We start from the raw sequence: 20,347 nt of genomic DNA, 5'->3' as shown, positions 1-20,347 counted from the left end.
GCATCCTCAAGACGCTGGAGAACCCCATGGCCCGCCCCATCCGTTTCAACGCCTTCGACATGAACTGCGTCGGCCACCAGTCGCCGGGGCTGTGGGCGCATCCACGCGACAAGTCCTGGAAATACAAGGATCTGGACTATTGGCAGGATCTCGCCCGCACGCTGGAGCGCGGCGTCTTCGACGGCATCTTCATCGCCGACGTCATCGGCTATTACGACGTCTACAAGGGTTCGAACTACCACGCCATCCACCAGGCCGCGCAGCTTCCGGTGAACGACCCGATGCAGCTCGCGGCCCCCATCGCGCTTGCCACCGAGCATCTCGGCATCGGCATCACCGCCTCCACCTCCTTCGAGCATCCCTATACCTTCGCCCGGCGCCTTGCGACGGCAGACCACCACTCGAAGGGCCGCGTCGGCTGGAACATCGTCACCTCCTATCTGGAAAGCGGCGCGAAGAACGTCGGGCAGGGCGGCCTTCGCCGGCATGACAACCGCTATGAGGTGGCCGCCGAGTATGTCGAGGTGCTCTACAAGCTGCTGGAAGGGTCCTGGGAGGAGGGGGCGGTGGTGCGCGACGGCGAGAAGCGCATCTTCACCCATCCGGAAAAGGTTCACGAAATTGCCCATAAGGGCAAGTTCTTCGAGGTGCCGGGCTACGGCCTGACGGAACCTTCGCCGCAGCGCACGCCCGTGCTCTACCAGGCCGGCGCCTCCGGTCCGGGCAAGGCCTTCGCCGCCGCCCATGCGGAATGCATCTTCGTCGCCGCGCCGACCAAATCCGTGCTGAAGGCCTATGTCGCCGATATCCGCCAGCGCATTGCCGCCGCCGGCCGCGACCCGAAAAAGGTCTTCATCTATACGCTGATCACCATCATTACCGACGAGACCGAAGACAAGGCGCAGAAGAAGTTCGAGGATTACAAAAGCTACGTCTCCTATGACGGCTCGCTCACCTTCATGTCCGGCTGGAGCGGCATCGATTTCGGACAATTTGCGCCGACGGACGTGGTGGAGCGGATCGAGACGAACGCCATCCATTCCTTCGTCGAGCACATTGCCGGCGGCGACAAGTCGTGGACGATCGACGAACTCGCCCAGTTCGGCGGCATCGGCGGCATGGGGCCGGTCTGCGTCGGCTCGCCGGAGCGCATTTCCGATATCCTGCAGGAATGGGTCGCCGATACCGATGTCGACGGCTTCAACATCGCCTATGCCGTGACGCCGGACAGTTTTGAGGATATCGTCGCCCATATCGTGCCGGAATTGCAGAAGCGGGGCGCCTACCCGACGGAATACAAGCCTGGTACGTTGCGCGAAAAGCTTTTCGGTGATGGTCCTTATCTGCCGAAGACACATCCGGCCGACGGCTACCGGGACATCGAGGCAGTGAAGCGCCGCGAGGCCGAAGCGGTGCCGGCCCTGAAGACAGTGGGCGCATGACATGCCGGTAGGCTTGGCGTTCGATAAAGCACAGGCGGGTTTTCAAGCCGTGAGCAATGGATCAGCCAAACCTGTCGTTGCGGTTATCGGTGGTGGTTTCACCGGGGCCGCACTCGCCTATCATCTTGCCCGCCTGCTTGGCCCAGGAGCCGCGAAGATCGTGGTCTACGAGCCGCGGGCCGTGCTGGGCGGTGGCGTCGCCTATGATACGGACGAGCCCGTCCACCGCATCAACGTGCCGGCGGCGCGCATGACGCTCGTTCCTGGCGACGACGAGCATTTCCAGCGCTGGCTTTTCGAAACCAGCGCGCTTCAGGACGATCCGGGCGCGACCACCGCGGACGGTCACGTCTTCGCGCGGCGCTCGGCCTTCGGCCGCTACGTCTCCTCCCAGCTTCAGCCGCTCGTCGCGGCGGGAGATATCGAGCATCGCCGCAGCCGCGTTCGCGCCGTAACGGAGGCTGAGGGCGGCGGGTGGCACATCGCTGCCGAGGACGGTTCGGAGCTTTGGGCCGACGGTGTGGTCCTCGCGACGAGCCATCCGAGCCCGCAGCCCCCGGCGGCTCTCGACAAGGTGCTCGCCGGGCATGACCGCTACATTCCCGATGCCACCCTTCCAGCGGCCCTGTCGTCGATCCGGCCGGATGATCGCGTGCTCGTGGTCGGCACGGGTCTGACCGCCGCGGATGTGATCGCCACCCTCGACGCTGCCGGGCACCGGGGCCTGGTGACGGCGGTGTCGCGCCGCGGGCTGCGCTCCCGCGGCCACAATCTCAGCCCCCAGGACCCGTTCGGCGACTTCGTCGATCTTCCGGCCCGCTCGGCGCGTGCCCTGCTGAGACGGGTTCGCCGTACCCTTGCCGAAGCTGAAGCATCGGGCGTGACCTGGCATGCGGTGTTCGACCGGCTGCGCGGGCAGGGCGGCGACATCTGGCGGGCGCTGCCCGTGGCCGAACGGCGGCGCATCGTGCGCTTCCTGCGCCCCTATTGGGATGTGCACCGTTTCCGTATCGCACCGCAGGTGGAAGCGGCCATCGACCGGCGCAAGGCGGCCGGCACGTTCGTCCTCCACGCCGCCTCCATCGCCGGCGTCACACGACAAGCGGATGGCGAAATCGCCGTGACATTCCGGCCCCGTCACGGACGCGAACCGTTCGAAGGGCGCTACGACGCGGTCGTCGTGACGACCGGCCCCGGCCACCGCTCGATCCTCGCGAGCCAGCCGTTCCTGGAGTGCCTCGCCCGGACCGGCGTGCTGCAACCCGACAGCGTCGGCCTCGGCCTTGCCGTCGACGAGCAAAGCCGCGCCATCCGCCCGGACGGACGCACAGCAAAAACCCTCTTCATCGCCGGCCCCCTGGCGCGCGGCACATTCGGGGAACTGATGGGGCTACCCCAGGTGACCGATCACGCCGTTTTCGTCGCAACGCGCATCGCCGATGAGCTTGTCGATGTTCTCGATACCGTCGAACCCATGCTCACTGCGGGACGAGTCGTCGAAGGTTGAAGCTGCAGCCGCAAGGGACGGCGGTTTCCGGCGATCACCAGAAACCGTCGTGCGCTTTCGCAATCTCCCCTTCGAGCGCCGGAACGGGGCCGATGACCTCCACCTTGCGCTGCCCAGCGTCGAAAATGCGCTCGCAGGGCATGTCCATGGTCAGGTTTTCCGGGTTGTCGCCGGTCAGTTCCGCCAGGCGCTTTTCCGTCATGCCGTAGACGAGGCGGCCGATGCCCGCCCAGTAAGTGCCGCCCGCGCACATGCAGCACGGCTCGACCGAGGTGACGAGCGTGCATTCGGCCAGGAATTCCACCGAATAGACCTTGGCGGCGTCGCGCGCGACGTTCATCTCCGCATGGCCGACGCCCTTGTCGTCCTTGAATGTGTTGCCGGAGGTCAGCAGCACCGCCCCATCCGGCCCCGCCAGCAGCGCGCCGAACGGGTGATTCCCCATCGCCCGGCTTTCCTCCGCGATCTTCATCGTCTCGCGCAGATTGCGCAGATCGATCTCCGTCGCCTGCCCCTTGTTCTGTTCGTCAAGCATCGGCCACTCCTCCTCAACGCTGGACACTTCCGCAATCAGAGTGCCCGAGATGGGGCCTCGCGCCAATTGGAATGAATTGCATAGGAACGCGGCTATGTAGCGACAGCTTCGGCAAACCTAAGCGGTGTTCCCGAGGCGGCGTCCTGAGCGGATGATGAAGTCCCGGAACTCCCGGCCGAATGGCCGATCGAGCGCTGCCCTGTTCCAGGCGAGCGCGTAGGGCTCCGAAAGGGCGATCCAGCAATTGCAGGCGACGACGAGTTTTCCCTGTGCGAGGTCGTTGGCGATCATGGAGGTTTGGCCAAGCACGAAGCCCGCATCGTTGACCGCGGCGTCGATCGCTGCGCTGGAAAGCGAGAAGGACAGGTCGCATTGCGGTTCGCGCCGGGGAAGGCCGGCCTGGGCGGCCCAGTCGGACCAGGTGGGCGGGGACTGGTAGGGGTTCTCCCATTCGATGCCGATCAGGGGACCCTTGAATATGTCGGCGGGCGTGGTCACGGGGTGCTTTTTCAGGAATGCGGGCGAGCACAGCGGCGCGACCTTGTCGACGAACAGCTCGGAAAAATGGGCATAGCGATGGCGCGCGCTGCCGTAGGAAATGCGGAAATCCACCTGCTCCTCCTCGAAGACCGGCTCGTCGTCCTCGCCGATCAGCCGCACGCTCAAGCCCGGCGAGATGGTTTGCCACTCCGCGAGGAGAGGACCCAGCCAGCGTATCGTCAGCGACGGCGGGGCGCTCACCACGATGCCCGATTTCAGGCGCGCCCTTTGCAGGACGGTGCTGGCGGCGCGCAAATGATCGAAACCGACGCGGATCCTTTCCAGATAGATCTGCCCCCATGAGGTGAGGACCAGGCTGCGGCCTTTCCTCTCGAACAGGGCGACACCCACCTCCTCCTCGAGCCGGCCGATATGCTGGCTGACGGCCCCCGACGATATGCCGAGATCGCGGGCGGCGGCGGCGACGCTGCCAAAACGACCGATTGCCTCGAAGGCCTGCAAGGCGCGCAATGTGGGTAGACGAACGGACATGACGGTGCTCCTCCATCCTATTTAGATTAGAAAAACTAAAGAGAAAAGCAGAGGTTGGTTGATTGACCGGACCAATGCTTACGATTTCTAATGAAATACGAAAAGCGGTGCTGGGTAGCCGCACATCGGGAAAAAGCAAAAGAGGGGATAACGATGAAACTATTTCTGGCAACATTACTGGCTTCGACGGCGGTTTTTTCCGCCGCGCTGGCGGGGGAAACACTCGACAAGGTCAAGGCGCGCGGATCGCTCGTCTGCGGTGTCAGCGAGGGCATAGCCGGGTTCTCGGCGCCCGACAGCACCGGCACATGGGCGGGCATGGATGTCGACTTCTGCCACGCGCTGTCGGCCGCGATCCTGGGCGATGCGACCAAGGTGACGTTCAAGCCCCTGACCGCGCAGAACCGCTTCACCGCGCTGCAATCCGGCGAGGTCGACATCCTGTCGCGCGTGACCACATACACGCTGACGCGCGATACCGCGCTCGGCTTGGATTTCGGCGCCGTGCTGTTCTATGACGGCCAGGGCTTTATGGTTCCAGCCAAGCTGAACATCACCTCGGCCCGGGAACTCGATGGCGCGACGATCTGCATGCAGACCGGCACCACCAACGAGCTCAACGTCGCCGATTTCTTCCGCTCCATCGGCAAGCCCTTCAGCCCATTGGCGATCGAAGACGTCAACGAACTGAACAATGCGTTCTTCAACAGCGGCCGTTGCGATGTCTATACCGGCGACACGTCGGGGCTTGCGGCATGGCGCTCGTCGCTTGCCCAGAACAAGGACGATTACGTCATTCTTCCGGAATTGATCTCCAAGGAACCGCTGGCAGCAGCCATGCGCCATGGCGACCAGCAGTTCGGCGATATCGTCCGCTGGGTCGGCTTCGCGCTGATCGAGGCGGAGGAAAAGGGCATTACCCAGGCCAATGCGGACGAGATGAAGTCGAGTGCCGATCCGACGGTGCAGGCGCTTCTCGGCGTATCGCCGGGCCTCGGCAAGGCGCTCGGCCTTGACGAGGCCTGGGCGCTCAACGCCATCAAGGCCGTCGGCAATTACGGCGAGATCTTCGAACGCAATGTCGGTGCCAAGACGCCGCTTGGATTGCAGCGTGGCACGAACGCGTTGTGGAACAAGGGCGGCCTGATCTACGCGCCGCCGGCGCGCTGATCGGCGGTCCATGTCCCATCCAGCGGAAAACAAACCGGCGGCGGGGCTCTTCGAGAGCCTCGCAGCCCTCTTGCGGGACCGGACGGTGCGGCGCTGGGTTTTCCAACTCGCCGTCACCCTCTCCCTCGTGTCGTTTATCGGCCTCTTGGTCGCGATCGCGGCGGGCAATCTCGCCCGCCAGGGCATCGCGACGGGATATGGCTTCCTCACCGGCGAGGCAAGGTTTGAAATCAGCGAAAGCGTGATCGCCTATTCCGCGGCGAACAGCTACGGCCGGGCGCTGCTCGTGGGCTTTCTCAACACGTTGAAAGTGTCGCTGGTGGCGATCGTGCTGGCAACGGTGATCGGCACCGCCGTCGGCATTGCCCGGCTCTCCAGCAACAGGCTGCTGGCGGGCGTTGCCGGCGCCTATGTGGAGGGGCTGCGCAACATTCCGCTGCTGCTGCAACTGTCCTTCTGGTACGGGCTGCTGACCGTCACCTTGCCGGTGCCGCGGGCGGCGCTCAATCCGGTCGAGGGCGTGTATCTCAGCAATCGGGGCGTCGTTCTGCCGATGCTGGAGCCGCATGCCGCATTTGGCTATGCAGGGATTTGCCTTGCCTTCGGCGCGGCCATAGCCGTGCTGTTGAACCGGCTCGCCGCCCGCCGCCAGGAGAGAACCGGCCGCCGCACCGTGATCGCGCCGGCGGTCCTCTTTGTTCTCTTCGTTCCCGTCCTTGCGGCCTGGTATTTCGGCGGGGCGCCGGCAGCACTGGACATGCCGCGCCTGCAAGGCTTCAATTTCGTCGGCGGCGTGCGTCTTTCGCCGGAATTCGCCGCCTTGCTGTTCGGCCTGACGGCCTATAGCGCGACCTTCATCGCCGAGACGGTGCGCGGCGGCATCGAGGCCGTCAGCGCAGGCCAATCGGAGGCCGGTCGTTCGCTCGGACTGCGCCCCGGCCTCGTCATGCGCCTCATCATTCTGCCGCAGGCGATCCGGATGATCATCCCGCCGATCACCAGCCAATATCTCAACATGACGAAGAACAGCTCGCTTGGTGTCGCGATCGCCTATCCGGATCTCGTCGCGGTCGGCAACGTCACGATGAACCAGACGGGCCAGGCGATCGAGGTGGTCTCGATCTTCATGATCGTCTACTTGACGATCAGCCTCGCGATTTCCGGTTTCATGAACTGGTACAACCATCGCATGGCGCTGGTGACGCGATGACCGGGATGCTCCGTCCATCACGCCGTCGCAGTGCCGACTTCCTGCGCTCCCTGTTCAGCACCTGGTACAATGCGCTGATCACGCTGGCGCTCCTCTTCGTCGCCTTCAAGGCCGTTCCGCCTCTCGCAAACTGGCTCGTGTTCGATGCCGTCTGGAGCAGTCCGTCTGCCGACGCATGCCGGCTGGCGGCAGGCGCATGTTGGGCGTTCATCCGGGAAAAGGCCCGTTTCATCCTGTTCGGCCTCTATCCCTATGGGGAGCAGTGGCGTCCCTTGCTCGCGGTGCTGCTGCTTGTCGGCCTCGTGCTGGTCAGCGCCAACAAGCGGTGCTGGACGCCATGGCTGTTGGCGGTCTGGCCGGCCGTCATCGCGGCGGTGCTCGTCGTCATGGCCGGCGGGTTTGCCGGAATGGCGGCCGTGCCGACGGCGCAATGGGGCGGCCTGCCGCTGACCTTGCTGCTCGCCGTCGTCGGCTCCGCGTTCGCCTTCCCGCTCGGCATCTTGCTCGCCCTCGGCCGCACATCGGGCATGCCGCTCATCCGCTCCGTTTGCGTCGGCTATATCGAGTTCGTGCGCGGCGTGCCGCTCATCACGGTTCTCTTCATGGCGTCGGTCATGCTGCCCCTGTTCATGCCGGCGGGCGTGGAAATCGATGCCGTGCTTCGCGCGCTTGTCGGCATGACGCTTTTCGTCGCCGCCTATTTTGCGGAGGTCATCCGGGGTGGATTGCTGGCCGTTCCCAAGGGGCAGTTCGAGGCGGTCCATGCGCTCGGCCTCGGCTATTGGGCCGGCATGCGGCTCGTCGTGCTGCCGCAGGTGCTGCGTATCTCCGTTCCGCCGCTCACCAACACGCTGATCGGCCTCATCAAGGATTCCTCCCTTGTCGCCATCATCGGCCTCGTGGACCTGCTCGGCGCGTCGAAACGCTCGCTGTCCGATCCGGAATGGCTGGGTTTCTATCGCGAGGCCTATGTCTTCGTCGCGCTCATCTACTTCGCCATCTGCTTTTCGGTTTCGCGCTATTCCCGTCGGGTCGAGGCCGACCTTTCCGCGCGCCAGAAGCACTGACCCATCCGCCCATTTTGAAAGGAAGCCTCCGTGCAGGCACGACACCGCATAATTCTTGATTGCGACCCCGGCGTGGATGATGCGATCGCCATCCTGCTCGCTCTCGCCTGCCCGGAAATCGAGCTGCTCGGCATCACCTGCGTCACGGGCAACAAGGACCTGTCGTTCACGACGAACAATGCGCTCAGGATATGCGCGCTGGCGGACCGCAGCGATATCCCGGTCTATGCCGGTTGCACCCGGCCGCTGATGGGGCCGTACCAGCGCAAATGGCCCTCGGTGCACGGAACGGATGGCCTCTGCGACCTCGACCTGCCGGGCAAGCCGGGTGTCCTCGTCGAGGAACATGCGGTGGATTTCATCATTCGCAAGGTGTTGGCGGCGCCCGGCGAGGTCAGCCTTTGCGTCATCGGCCCGATGACGAACATTGCGCTCGCCATCGTCAAGGCGCCGCACATCGCGCCGTTGATCCGGTCTGTCGTGTTCATGGGCGGCGCAGCATTTTGCCCCGGCAATTCCGGTCCGCTCGCCGAGTTCAACATCCTCGTCGATCCCGAGGCGGCGGAGATCGTCATGTCGTCCGGCATTCCCCTCGTCATGCTGGGGCTGGATGTCACGCAGAAGGTGCGGATCGGGGAGGGGCATGTCGCCGCGCTGGAACAGGCGGGGACGGCGGCTGCAGTGGCGATCGGCGCGATGCTGCGGGCCTATGGCAGCAACGACCCCTGCTTGCACGACCCCTGCGCGATCCTCTATTATATCGCGCCGGACCTGTTTTCCGGCGTGGAGGCCCATGTCCGGGTACTCGCCAATCCGACGGAGGCGCGGGGCGCGACGGTCGCAGCCGTGAGCGAGCGCCATCGCGATGGCCGCCCGCCGAACTGCCTCGTCGTCACGGATTGCGATGTCGAGAAACTGCTGTCGATTCTGGTCGACCGGATGGGCGACGGCCGTCGCTGGTCACGCCGGATGACCATAGCGGCCGGGGGGTGATGCCCCCGGCCGCATGGCGTCTTACTTCGTCGTGTAGCCGCCGTTGACGAGGATGGTCTGGCCGGTCATCCACCAGCCGTCCGTGACCAGGAAGCGGATGAAGGGCACGATGTCCTCGATGTCGGTCAGTCCGGTCTTGGAGAATCCGGAAAGGGCTGCCGCGGTCTTGTGATAGGCGACCGCGTCGGCGCCCTCGGCCGGATAGAAGAAGGGCGTGTCCATGGGGCCGGGGCCGATCGCCGTCACCGAGATGCCGCGCTCGCCGAATTCCTTCGATGCCGCCCGGGTGAAATGTTCCACCGGTGCCTTGGTGCCGGCATAGGCGGCGTAGAAGGGCGTGAAGGCACCGAGCAGCGAGGTGACCAGCGTGCAGACCTTGCCGTTGTCGCGGACATGTTTGCCGGCCTCCTTGAGGAAGAAGAAGGCGCTCTTCGAGTTCACGCCTGTCATCTCGTCATATTCGGCCTCGGAGATCTCGACGATCGGCTTCTTCAGCACTTTGCCGACGGTGTTGATGGCAATGTCGATGCTGCCCATCGCGGCCTTCGCGTCGGCAAACAGCGTCTTGACGGCGCCGGCCGCGGTGAGGTCGCCCTGGAAGGCGAAGGCTTGCGCGCCTGCCGCCTTGATCGCGGCGACCGTCTCGTCCGCAGCGGGCTTCGTGGCGCTGGTATTGTAGTGGACGGCGACGGCCTTCGCGCCCTGTGCCGCGAGGTCGCGCGCAATCAGCCCGCCAAGATTCTTCGCGCCGCCGGCGATGAGGACGGTTTTTCCCTTGATGCTGTGGTCGGTCATGGTGGTGGATCTCCTTGGCACTAACCGAGCGGCCGCGAGCGCGACCACTTCCTAAGACGCACCATATCGTCTACGCTGTGCCTATAAAGTTCCCCATTCTGACATCACCTGTCAGAAATCACGCACAATCAAACGGGCTGCCGCGCTTGGACCGTATCGATCTCTTCCGCACCTTCTGCCGTGTCGTCGAATGCGCGAGTTTTACCCGCGCGGCCGATACGCTCGGTCTTCCGCGTTCGTCGGTATCGGCCGCGGTCATCGATCTCGAAACACGCGTCGGCGCGCGGCTGCTTCATCGCACCACCCGAAAAGTATCGCCGACCCAGGACGGCGCCGCGTTCTACGAGCGCTGCCTGCGCCTGATCGCCGATGTGGAGGAGACGGAGGGCCTGTTCCGCCAGACGGCGGTCGGCCTTTCCGGAAAGCTCCGCATCGACGTGCCCGGCCGCATCGGCCGCCTCATCCTTGCGCCGGCGCTTCCTGAGTTTCTCACGCGCTATCCGCAACTCGACATCGACCTGCGCATCACCGATCGCACGGTCAACCTTGTCGAAGAGAGCGTCGACTGTGTCCTGCGTGTCGGGCCGCTCAGCGATTCAGGCCTTGTCGCGCGCAAGATCGGCGACCTCGCCCTGATCAATGTCGCCAGCCCCGCCTATCTCGCCGCCTATGGCACGCCCGGCGTGCCCGACCATCTCGGTGGCCATCTTGCCGTCAATTATGCATCGCCCGCGACCGGGCGCGTCGAGGACTGGGAGTGGATCGAGGACGGTTCGGTACGGATGGTGCCGATGCGGGCGCGCGCTACAGTCAACAGCGCCGAGGCCTACATAGCCTGCTGCCTAGCCGGCCTCGGCCTCATCCAGATTCCGGCCTATGATGTGAGAAGTCATCTCGACGCGGGCGAGCTCATCGAGGTGATGCAGGATCACCGGGCCGCGCCGATGCCGATGACATTGCTCTACCCGCATCGCCAGCATCTCTCGCGCCGGCTCCAGGTCTTTGCGGACTGGCTGGATACCTTGATGAAACGCGCGCTTCTGTAGTCCTGCCGCGATGTCGTCCAAAGGTCAGTTGGCGATTTCGGACTCGATGTATTCGAGCGTCCGCATGTAGTGCGCGACGAGCAATTGCTTGGCTTCCGCGACATTTCCGTCGAGGGCGGCGTCGGCGATGCGCTTGTGTTCGTCCTGGCCGCCGCGGCGGGGATAGGCGGCGCTCGCCGATATGAAGATGTAGCGTTGCGCGTGGTCCATCAGCACTTCGCAGAACTGCACGAGCCACGACGAGCCGCAATTGGCGATCAGCGTGAGGTGAAAATCACGGTGAAAGCCTTCGAATTGCTTACGGCGCTCCATGTCAGGGTCTTCCTGCGTCCATGGCGTGCGCGACAACCGGTGCAGGGCGAGCACGACCTGCTCTTCCCATTCCGTGGTGCGGCGGAGAATGGATTGCTCCAGCGCCAGGGGCTCGAGCATGCAGCGCGTCCCCACCAGTTCCCGCCAGTTTTCCAGGCTGATTTCGGGGACGGAGAAGCCGCGCTGATCGTGGCGATCGACCAGCCGCTCGGACGAGAGGCGGTTGAGCGCCTCGCGCACCGGATTGGTGCCGACGCCGTAACGCTGCGCCACGACGTCGATCGCCAGCTTCTGCCCCGGCCGCAGGTTGCCGCGCAGGATGTCGCTGCGCATCTGCTCGTAGGCCAGCGTCGCCGTCGTCGCCTTTTCCGATTTTTCGTTTACTTTTGTCATGCCTCAGCCATTACCGATTGAACTGCTACGATGCCAGAAAACAAAGCGTCGTTGCACCCAGGCCACCAGCCCGAACGTCATCAGGCCCATGACGCTGAGATAGCAGATCAGCGAAAAGACGCGAGGTGTGTCGAGTTGGGAGGCCGCGACGCGGATCAAGGCGCCGAATCCCTGTCCGCCGCCGACCAGTTCTCCGGTTATGGCGCCGCCGACGACACCGATGGCCGCGATTTTCAAGCCCGTGAAGAAATGCGGCAGGCCCATCGGGATGCGAAGCCGCACCAGGGTCTGCCAGGGCGTCGCGCCGATGCTGCGGAAAAGCATGCGCGCATTCTCGTCTGCCGCATGCAGGCCCGCCGCGGCACCCACGATGATCGGAAACAGCGCGATGAAGGTGGCAAGCGCGACCTTGGAGGCGATGCCGAAGCCGAGCCAGCTCAGGAACAGAGGTGCGAAGGCGACTTTCGGCATGGTGTCGATGGCGACGATGACCGGCATAAGCGCGCGCTCGCCAAAGGCCGTGCCGCCGACGATCATGCCCAAGGTGGCGCCGATCGCCGTTGCCATCAGGAAGGAGATGATCACCTCCTGGAGCGTGATGAGGAAGGCGCCGAAAACATAACCGCCGGTGAACAGGCTCGCACCGACCTCGACGATGTCCTGCGCGGTGCGCGCGGGCGAGGGCAGGATGATCGGCGAAACTGTGCCGCTCAAGGCGACGAGCTGCCAGATCGCGAGGATGGCAAACACGAGAAGCGTGATGGCCACGGGCTGCGGCAGGCGGTTGATGAGGGAGACGCGCTGGGTCCAGACGGTCTCGGGAAACTCGTGCTGCCGGTCGGTCGCTATGGTCAAAGGAAGGCCCCCTTGTCGAGATGGTTGCGGATCTCGCTGACGTAGGCGCCGAATTCCGGCTGGGTCATCATGTCGAGCGTGCGCGGGCGCGGCAAGTCGATTTCCAGCCGCTTGACGATGCGGCCGGGGCGCGCCGCCATCACATAGACCGTATCGGAAAGGATCACGGCCTCGGAAATGGAATGGGTGACGAGCAGCGCCGTCGCCTGGCGCGACATGCAGATGCGCTGCAGCTCCATGTTCATGAAATCGCGCGTCAGTTCGTCCAGGGCGGAGAACGGTTCGTCGAGGAGCAGCATTTCAGGATCGGTGATCAGCATGCGGCACATGGCAGTGCGCTGCGCCATGCCGCCCGACAGTTCGCTCGGATAGGCATTGTCGAAACCGCTGAGCCCAACCAGCGACAGCAAGTCCAGCGCGCGCTGGCGCGCCTGCTCGGCCGCCGCCTTTCCCGACTTGATGCCGATGGGCAGCAACACGTTTTCGATTGCCGTCAGCCAGGGAAACAGCGTCGCCTGCTGGAACATCATGCCGGTCTCGACGCGCGGACCCATCACCGGCTGTCCGGCGAGCATGACGCTGCCCGATGTCGGCGGGGTGAGGCCCGCCATGATTTTCAGCAGCGTGGACTTGCCGCAGCCGCTGGAGCCGATGATCGAGGCGAAGCTGCCGCGGGGCAGGTCGAGATCGATATTTTCGAGGGCGACGAAATTGCGTCCGGAATAGGACTTCGTCACCCTGCGTACCTGAAACAGAGGGCGATCGCTGATGCGATCGCCCAATACACTTGCAGAGGATGCCGTCACGGATTGACGCCTTCGTTCCAATAGCTGACGAACTCGCTTGTATAAGCCTTGTCGAGATCGGGAAGCGGAGCTTTCAGCCCGCCGGAGGCGACGAGTGAGTCCTCCCACGCCTTCCATGCCTCAGGCGAATAGTAGCCCCAGCCCTTGGACGGATCCAGCGGCTGGACGCGCAGCCGGATATTGTCGAACAGCGCTTCGAGCATCACCCTGTCCTCTGCTTCCTGCGGGTTTGCCTTTGCCGAGCAGGCGAGCACCTTCTCGCGGTTTGCCGGGTCCGATCCGAAGATCGCGCCCTGCACCAGCGCCCGGCCGAAGCCCTTGATGACGTCGGGATTGGCATCGATATAGGCGCGGGTGGCCATGTAGCCATTGCCGAAGAAGCCCTGGAAAGCTTCCGGCGTGAAGTCGCGCACTTCCATGCCGCGCGTGCGCAGGATGGCGGCGTCGGCGGTGGCAGCCGCATAGGCCGAAATGTCGCCGCGCTGGAAGGCGACGGCCGCCGGGCCGGAATCCCCGACTGGCAGGAAGGTGTAGTCCGTGCCTTCGGTCATTCCGGCGGCCGTGAGCATCGACCGCGCGAAGGAGACTTCCGCGCCGTCGGCCGTTCCGACGCCGATGACCTTGCCCTTCAGTTCGGTCAGTTCCTTAAACGGTGCGTCCTGGGCGACGAGAATGCCGAACTGGCTCTTGGCGAAGTGATTGTAGAACATCACGACATCGACGCCCTGGGCGCGCGCCGAGAGCAGCGGGCCGGGGCCGGGATTGCCGATATCGCCCTGGCCGGCGGCAATGGCCTGAATGACCTGACCCGAGCCGTCGACCGCCTGGACGGTGACGTTGAGGCCCTGTTTTTCAAAATAGCCCTCGCACCGCGCCACGTGCATCGGGAAATGCCCGATCGCGCCCGGATGCGGCAGGACCACCGTCACCTGCTTGAGTTCCTGGGCATGGAGCGGCGTTGCGGCGATGAAGCCGCAGAGTGCCGTTGTCAGTGCAGCGCAGAGCGCCGTGCGTCTTGTTGTCGTAAGCATGTCCACCTCCTTATAATGTATGATTTTGGAAAATGTAATGAAATATGCATTGATCCGTCAATCCATATTCGGTATGAAAAAGTGAAATCGTACATTATTTTTGTAAAAGTGAGGATTCGTACAGATATGAGCAGCGCCGAAAAATTCGTGGTCGATCTCGGCGAACGGCCGTCATTGCCTGTCTCCGGTGGCGAGGGGCGTTATCCGGTTCGCCGCATCTATTGCATCGGCCGCAACTACGTTGCGCATGTCGAGGAAATGGGCGGCGATCCGAAGCTGGATTTCCCGATCGTCTTCCAGAAGCCGACCGACAGCATCGAGCAGGACGGCGCAATCCTTCCCTATCCGACGATGACGGACAACTATCACTACGAGCTGGAACTCGTCGTCGCCATGAAGTCGGGCGGCTACAACATCCCTGTCGAGCAGGCGCTGGACCATGTCTATGGGTATGCCGTCGGCCTCGACATGACGCGCCGCAGTGTCAATGGACAGTCGGATCGTCCGAACCAGCCCTGGGAGCTTGGCAAGGCGTTCGACAATTCCTGCCCCGTGGGCACCATCCATCCCGTCGAGCAGGTCGGCCATGTCGATACCGGCGCGATCCGGCTCACCGTCAATGGCGATGCGAAGCAGGATTCGGACCTCGCACTGATGATCTGGCGCACGCCGGAGATCATTTCGAACCTCTCGCGCTATTTCGCGTTGCAGGCGGGCGACATCATCCTGACGGGCACGCCGAACGGCGTCGGCCCGGTTGTGCCCGGCGACGTGCTTGTCGGCAGCATCGACAAGCTGGGCTCGCTCTCCGTCACCATCAGCGACCCGGTCTGAGACCGGCGAAAAATCCGATCATGAAACGACCCGGGCGAGTTCATCGCGCGGGTCTTTTCTGTCTCATAATCCGAGCGCAATACCATCCTTGCGATGGTCCGATGCGCCCCACAGCACGTTGCGCTCGCGATCGATCCAGATCGCCTGGCAGCCGCCGAGCGGCTCGTCCGCCCAGCGCGTGGCGTGGCCGCGCCGTTCGAGCTCATGTTTCACCTCGGCGGGGATGGTTGGCTCCAGGCTGATTGCGCCGTCGGTGAAGAAGCTGCGCGGCTGGTCGCTCGCCATCTGCACATCGAGCCCGCGATCGATGATCTGCGACAGGATATGGACGTGGCCGACCGCCTGGTATTGCCCACCCATGACACCGAAGGACATGACCGGCCGCCCGTCGCGCAAGACGATGGCGGGAATGATCGTGTGGAACGGCAGCTTTCGAGGGCCGATGGTATTGGGGCTTTCGGGATCGAGCGAGAAGCCGCAGCCGCGGTTCTGAAGAAGCACGCCGGCCTTGGGTGCGTAGATGCCGCTGCCGAAGGCGAAGAAGATCGAGTTGATGAGAGAGATCGCATTGCCCTCGGCATCGACGACGGTGACATAGACCGTGTCGCGGTGCACCGGCATGTCGTAATCCGCCACAGCGCTGGCGCGCGCCATGTCGATCCTGCCGCGCAGGCCGGCGATGAAGGATTCGGCCAGAAGGTCGTCGACCGAGTGGCGCATCGCGTCCGGGTCGGCGATATAGAGGTCGCGCTGGCGGTAGGCCGCCTTGGTCGCCTCGGTGAACAGATGAATGCGATCGGCCTCGCCGAGATCCGGATCGGAGAGATCGAACCCATCCAGAATGCGGGCGATGATCAGGGCTGCAAGCCCTTGGCCGTTGGGCGGGCATTCGAGCAGCTCGTAGCCACGATAGGCGGCGGCGATGGGCTGCGTCTCGAAGGCCGAATAGGTTGCGAAGTCCTCAATCTTGTGCAGGCCGCCGAGGCTTTGCAGCGTGGCAACCATGTCTTCGGCGACCGCACCCTTGTAGAAAGCGTCGCGACCCTCGCGGGCGATGTGCTCCAGCGTTGCGCCGAGCGTCGGATTGTCCAGCCGCGCACCGACGGCAGGCGGCAGGCCGCCCGGCAGGTATTGCGCGACGGAGGCGGGGTAGGGGCGCAGCCGGTCGGCATAACGCGCCCAGTCATGCGCCACGCGCGGGGTGATGACGAAGCCTTCATGGGCGGCGTCGATGGCGGGCTTCAGGATTGCGTTGAGCCCGAGCTTGCCGTAGCGCGTGCTGAGCTGGCTCCAGGCATCGACGGCGCCGGGGATGGTCACGGCATGAACCGAGCCATCGGGTATTGCTTTGAGACCGAGGGCGGTCAGCCGCTCGACCGTCGCGGCGGCCGGGGCGCGGCCCGAGCCGTTGAGGGCGATCGGTGTCTTGCCGGCCGGCGCGTAAAGCGCAAAACAATCGCCGCCGATGCCGGTCATGTGCGGATCGATGACGCCCTGCAATGCAACCGCTGCAATCGCCGCGTCCACCGCATTGCCGCCGGCCTCCAGGATGCGCAGCGCCGCCCTGGTGGCCTGCGGATGCGAGGTCGCGACCATGGCCTTGCCTGCCAGGGCGACAGACTTTCCAGGGCGCATGAAATCGCGTTCGACGATGGTGTCGCCAATCATGGCAGATCCTCAAGATATGTGGCTGCTGCGGTGTCGCAGATGGAAGCCGCGCGCAGCATTTTGGCGCAAAGAGAGGACGAACTAAATAAGGATGGGGTCGTTGGCGTCAACATATATCATAGCTAATTTTTTCAAAAATGGCAAAATCATACATTTTTATCAAATCACCCGCGGGTGGGTGAGTGCGATTCGACGAGAGGATAGGCCGATGAGAAAATCTCCGACATGGGCGGATGATGCACGGTGCGGTCTGGATATTTGGCGGTCATGGCATCGAACTGTCGTTGCGCCTGGCGTCCATAGGCGTCGAAATCCACGCCAGGGATGATACGGTCCTCCATGACCGGTCTTCCATCGATGAAGACGCTTCTGACATCGCGGCCGCTGCCTGTGAGCATCAGCGTCTGGATCGGGTCGATCACCGGGCCGACATCGGGGGTCGCCAGATCGAACACGACGATATCCGCCCGGGCGCCGGGTTGCAGCCGTCCGAGGTCGGGCCGGCCGAGCGCGTCGGCGCCGCCCACCGTCGCGGCGTCGAAATAGTCTTCCGACCGGACTGTCGTCACGCTGCGGTCGAGCACGCGGTTGACCAGCATGCCGACCTGCATGTTCAAAACCATGTCCGGCGGCGCGGTATCGGTGCCGAGCGCCAGCCTCATGCCCTTCTCGCGGAAGCTGGAGAAAGTTGCGAGCGCGTCTCCGTGGCGTGCTGCCACCAGTGGGCAATGCACGATGACCGATCCGCGCTCCCGAATGATATCGAGATCGTTGCCGGCCTCGTCCATGTTGCGCGACGGGCTGACATAGGTGCCGTGCGGCAAAAGCGTGCGGCGGTTCAGGAAGCCGAGACTGTCCAGCCATTCGACGGAGGTCTTGCCGTGCAGATGCCGAACCGTATCGCGCTCGAAACGACCCTGGTTGCAATGAAGCCGGACCGGCACCGCAAGCTCCGTACCCGCGAGAGCCGTCTGCGAGAGCAGCGTTTCGGTGCAGGTCTCTATGCGGTCCGGGGCAAGCATGGTTCGAACACGGCCGAAGGCCTTGCCCTCGAAATCCTTGCAGAAGCGCACCGCGTCGGCGAGCCCGCGAAGACCTCGCTCTTCGTCGAAGAACAGGGACACGGCGCCATTGTCGGAAACGACCGGGTTGCCGGTTCGATAGGCCGGTCCGAGATAGACCCGCATGCCAAGGTCCTCGGCAGCCGCGGCCGCGGCGGCAAATTCGGCATAGGTCTCGCCCCACTCCCGGTAATAAAGCGAGGCGATCGGCAATGCGGTGGTGATGCCGTTGCGGATCAGGCGGGCAAAGGCATAGCGCTTCTGGAACGCGAGCTCGTCTTGCGAGTACATTTCATAGGGGCCGCGGTCCATGTAGCTTTGCGGCCACGTCCGGCCCTTTTTCCATTCCGGGTGGTTGTCATAGGAGAAAACCGTGGTGTCCAGATCCGACAGGGCATCGAGATCGATCATGCCCGGCGCGATCAGCGCCTCGCCATAGTCGATGCGGCGCGCCACCACACCGGGAAAACCATGGCCCACGAAGATCACCTGGCCGCGCTCGAAGACAATCTCGCCGCGATGCACGAGCGTGTGGCGACCCTCGGCGTGCCCGACGATCCAGCGTGCCGAAAGCATGGTGCGACCGGTCTGCTCATTCATGTTCATGTTCCTTCGATGAGATCAGGGCGTTGCCGGCTGGAGCGGAAAATGGCAGGCCACCCGGCGACCGTTCTGCTCCTCCAGGGCGGGCGCGACCCGTTTGCAGATGTCCTGGGCCTGCGGGCAGCGGGGATGGAAGCGGCATCCCGAGGGAGGGTCGAGGGGGCTTGGCACCTCGCCGGCAAGCTGTTTGCGTTGCCGGTTCGGAGCCTCCAGATCGGGGATCGTGTCGATCAGCAGTCGGGTATAGGGATGGCGCGGATTGCGGAACAGCTGCTCGGTCGGCGCCTGCTCCACGATGCCGCCAAGATACATCACGGCGATATGGTCGGAGGCATGCCGCACCACCGCGAGATTGTGGCTAATGAACATATAGGTAAGATGAAACTGGCCTTGGATTTCCTTCATCAGGTTCAGGATCTGCGCTTGGACGGAGACATCGAGCGCCGAGGTGGGCTCGTCGCAGACCAGGAATTCCGGCTCGGTCGCAAGCGCCCTTGCGATGGAAATGCGCTGCCGCTGGCCACCGGAAAACGCATGCGGATATTTTTCGCCGTCGCCGCGCATCAGACCCACGAGACCGAGTAGTTCGTCGACGCGCTTTCCGATCGCAGCACCCTTCCGGATTCCAAGCTCACGGATCGGCTCGGCGATGATGTCCTTGACCCGCCAGCGTGGATTGAGGCTCGCATAGGGGTCCTGGAAGATCATCTGGACGCGCATGCGACCGCCCGAGCCTGCGCCGCCGGAATAGGTCAGGCTGCCGTTGGTCGGTGTGTAAAGCCCGACCGCAAGGCGCGCGATGGTGGACTTGCCGCAGCCGCTTTCCCCGACGATCGCGAATGTGCTGCCGCGCGGAACGGCAAAGCTGACCCCGTCGACCGCCTTCAGGGTGCGCTTGGGCTTGCGTCCCAGCATGCGGACCAGCCATGGCTCCGAGGCATCGAACCAGAGGGCCAAGTCCGAGGCTTTAAGGGCGATGTCGTCATGCATAGGAATGTCCTTCTCCTGCGCGCCAGCAGGCCGCCTGACTGTTGCCGATGGGCAAGAGTTCCGGGCGCTCGGCGCATTTGTCGATGCGTTTCGGGCAGCGGGGCGCGAAGGGACAGCCGGACGGGACCGAACCCGGCCGGGGCATGGCGCCATCGATCTGCACCAGCCGCTCGCGCCGGCGATTGAGGCTGGGGATCGAGCCGATCAATCCGGCGGTGTAGACGTGTTTGGGTGCCCTCAGCACCTCTTCGACCGGGCCGATTTCCACCAGGCGCCCGGCATACATCACCGCCACGCGGTCCGCCGCTTCCGCGATGACGCCCATGTCGTGCGTGACCAGCAAAATCGCCGTCTGGTGCTCGCGGCACATGGTCTTCAGCAAGGATATGATCTGGGCCTGGATCGAGACATCGAGAGCAGTTGTCGGCTCGTCCGCGATGATCAGCTTGGGATCGGCACAAAGTGCAAGAGCGATCACGACGCGCTGGCGCATGCCGCCAGAGAACTGGTGCGGATAGTGATCGATGCGCAGCTCCGGTGCCGGAATGCCGACTGCCCGCAGCAGGTCGAGTGCGCGCTGCCGCGCCTGGCGGCGGTTCACCGGCAGATGCGTGAGGATCGTCTCCGTGATCTGGTCGCCGATGCGCATGAGCGGATCGAGGGAGGTCAGCGGATCCTGGAAGATAGCCGCGATCGAGCGGCCACGAAGCTTGCGCATGTCGCGCGGCGCGAGCGTGTCGATGCGCCGGCCATCGAGCGAGATCTGGCCCTCGGCGATCCGTCCCGGCGGGTCAATCAGGCCGATGATGGCATTGCCCGACAGGGATTTGCCGGCGCCGGATTCTCCGACCAAACCGAGTATTTCGCCCGGCACCATATCGAAACTGACCCGGTCCAGCGCGCGCACGCTGCCGCGTCGCGTGACGAAGTCGATGCTGAGGTCGCGCACGCTGAGAAGAGGGGAGGGATCGGGTCGGTCCGTCGTTGTGTTCGTCAT

General features: G+C 64.1%; 19 protein-coding genes. 8 read left to right on the top strand and 11 right to left on the bottom strand.

The genetic code is table 11. The features are described 5' to 3' along the window. Positions 1-26: 26 nt before the first annotated feature. Complete coding sequence (locus tag GB927_RS03350) at positions 27-1,442, top strand: LLM class flavin-dependent oxidoreductase (protein ID WP_256115155.1); 1,416 nt, start codon at positions 27-29, stop codon at positions 1,440-1,442. 49 nt (positions 1,443-1,491) lie between these two features. Then, the gene (locus tag GB927_RS03345; RefSeq protein ID WP_256115154.1) at positions 1,492-2,949 is read left to right on the top strand and encodes an FAD/NAD(P)-binding protein; all 1,458 of its coding nucleotides are present in this window, start codon (positions 1,492-1,494) and stop codon (positions 2,947-2,949) included. A 34-nt stretch (positions 2,950-2,983) separates the two neighbouring features. Here GB927_RS03345 and GB927_RS03340 read toward each other — a convergent pair whose 3' ends face one another. Together GB927_RS03340 and GB927_RS03335 are read right to left on the bottom strand one after the other, a co-directional pair. Beyond that, positions 2,984-3,484, bottom strand: a complete 501-nt coding sequence (locus GB927_RS03340) for a nucleoside deaminase (protein ID WP_256115153.1) — start codon at positions 3,482-3,484, stop codon at positions 2,984-2,986. A 117-nt stretch (positions 3,485-3,601) separates the two neighbouring features. Then, a complete protein-coding gene (locus GB927_RS03335) occupies positions 3,602-4,516 on the bottom strand; it encodes a LysR family transcriptional regulator (protein ID WP_256115152.1) in 915 nt (304 codons plus the stop codon). A gap of 153 nt (positions 4,517-4,669) precedes the next feature. On the opposite strand from GB927_RS03335, the gene GB927_RS03330 reads away from it, so the two are divergent. From GB927_RS03330 to GB927_RS03315, 4 genes are read left to right on the top strand one after another with little or no spacing between them, the layout of a single operon-like run. After that, positions 4,670-5,686, top strand: coding sequence for an amino acid ABC transporter substrate-binding protein (locus GB927_RS03330; protein WP_256115151.1), 1,017 nt, complete (start codon positions 4,670-4,672; stop codon positions 5,684-5,686). Positions 5,687-5,696: 10 nt separating this feature from the next. After that, a complete protein-coding gene (locus GB927_RS03325) occupies positions 5,697-6,896 on the top strand; it encodes an amino acid ABC transporter permease (protein ID WP_256115150.1) in 1,200 nt (399 codons plus the stop codon). Next, positions 6,893-7,963: an amino acid ABC transporter permease gene (locus GB927_RS03320; RefSeq protein ID WP_256115149.1), complete on the top strand. Its 1,071-nt coding sequence runs from the start codon at positions 6,893-6,895 to the stop codon at positions 7,961-7,963. Before GB927_RS03325 ends, GB927_RS03320 begins: the two co-directional genes overlap by 4 nt. 30 nt (positions 7,964-7,993) lie before the next feature. Next, entirely contained in the window at positions 7,994-8,956 is a 963-nt protein-coding gene (locus GB927_RS03315; protein WP_256115147.1) for a nucleoside hydrolase, read from the top strand. A 21-nt stretch (positions 8,957-8,977) separates the two neighbouring features. On the opposite strand, the gene GB927_RS03310 is transcribed toward GB927_RS03315, so the two are convergent. Beyond that, positions 8,978-9,751, bottom strand: coding sequence for an SDR family oxidoreductase (locus GB927_RS03310; protein ID WP_256115145.1), 774 nt, complete (start codon positions 9,749-9,751; stop codon positions 8,978-8,980). A 146-nt stretch (positions 9,752-9,897) separates the two neighbouring features. Here GB927_RS03310 and GB927_RS03305 point away from each other — a divergent pair, with 146 nt between their 5' ends. Further along, positions 9,898-10,797: a LysR family transcriptional regulator gene (locus GB927_RS03305; protein WP_256115143.1), complete on the top strand. Its 900-nt coding sequence runs from the start codon at positions 9,898-9,900 to the stop codon at positions 10,795-10,797. A gap of 24 nt (positions 10,798-10,821) precedes the next feature. Here the strand turns inward: GB927_RS03305 and GB927_RS03300 are convergent, their stop codons facing one another. The 4 genes from GB927_RS03300 to GB927_RS03285 all read right to left on the bottom strand — a co-directional run bounded on the left by GB927_RS03300 (position 10,822) and on the right by GB927_RS03285 (position 14,194). Next, positions 10,822-11,502 (bottom strand): GntR family transcriptional regulator, encoded by a 681-nt coding sequence (locus GB927_RS03300; protein WP_256115141.1) that lies wholly within the window; start codon positions 11,500-11,502, stop codon positions 10,822-10,824. A 3-nt stretch (positions 11,503-11,505) separates the two neighbouring features. Continuing rightward, entirely contained in the window at positions 11,506-12,357 is an 852-nt protein-coding gene (locus tag GB927_RS03295) for an ABC transporter permease (RefSeq protein WP_256115140.1), read from the bottom strand. Then, entirely contained in the window at positions 12,354-13,094 is a 741-nt protein-coding gene (locus tag GB927_RS03290; protein ID WP_256115139.1) for an ABC transporter ATP-binding protein, read from the bottom strand. The genes GB927_RS03295 and GB927_RS03290 overlap by 4 nt, the downstream gene beginning before the upstream one ends. A 65-nt stretch (positions 13,095-13,159) precedes the next feature. After that, positions 13,160-14,194 carry an ABC transporter substrate-binding protein gene (locus GB927_RS03285; protein ID WP_256115138.1) on the bottom strand — a complete coding sequence of 345 codons (1,035 nt, stop codon included), beginning with the start codon at positions 14,192-14,194 and terminating at the stop codon, positions 13,160-13,162. 126 nt (positions 14,195-14,320) lie between these two features. Between GB927_RS03285 and GB927_RS03280 the strand changes: the two genes are divergently transcribed. Beyond that, positions 14,321-15,028, top strand: a complete 708-nt coding sequence (locus tag GB927_RS03280; protein WP_256115137.1) for a fumarylacetoacetate hydrolase family protein — start codon at positions 14,321-14,323, stop codon at positions 15,026-15,028. Between the two features lie 63 nt (positions 15,029-15,091). Here GB927_RS03280 and ggt read toward each other — a convergent pair whose 3' ends face one another. The 4 genes from ggt to GB927_RS03260 form a co-directional block, all read right to left on the bottom strand. After that, positions 15,092-16,696 (bottom strand): gamma-glutamyltransferase, encoded by a 1,605-nt coding sequence (ggt, locus tag GB927_RS03275; protein ID WP_256115135.1) that lies wholly within the window; start codon positions 16,694-16,696, stop codon positions 15,092-15,094. Between the two features lie 164 nt (positions 16,697-16,860). Then, positions 16,861-18,357 carry an amidohydrolase family protein gene (locus tag GB927_RS03270; RefSeq protein ID WP_256115134.1) on the bottom strand — a complete coding sequence of 499 codons (1,497 nt, stop codon included), beginning with the start codon at positions 18,355-18,357 and terminating at the stop codon, positions 16,861-16,863. 21 nt (positions 18,358-18,378) lie between these two features. Beyond that, on the bottom strand, positions 18,379-19,350 hold the full coding sequence (locus GB927_RS03265) for an ABC transporter ATP-binding protein (protein WP_256115133.1): 972 nt from the start codon (positions 19,348-19,350) through the stop codon (positions 18,379-18,381). Next, positions 19,343-20,347, bottom strand: a complete 1,005-nt coding sequence (locus tag GB927_RS03260) for an ABC transporter ATP-binding protein (protein WP_256115132.1) — start codon at positions 20,345-20,347, stop codon at positions 19,343-19,345. The genes GB927_RS03265 and GB927_RS03260 overlap by 8 nt, the downstream gene beginning before the upstream one ends.

The organism is Shinella lacus (assembly GCF_010994755.1).
Classification (GTDB): domain Bacteria; phylum Pseudomonadota; class Alphaproteobacteria; order Rhizobiales; family Rhizobiaceae; genus Shinella; species Shinella lacus.
The sequence above is the reverse complement of the archived record's forward strand: the minus strand, read 5'-3'. Positions and strand labels throughout refer to the sequence as shown.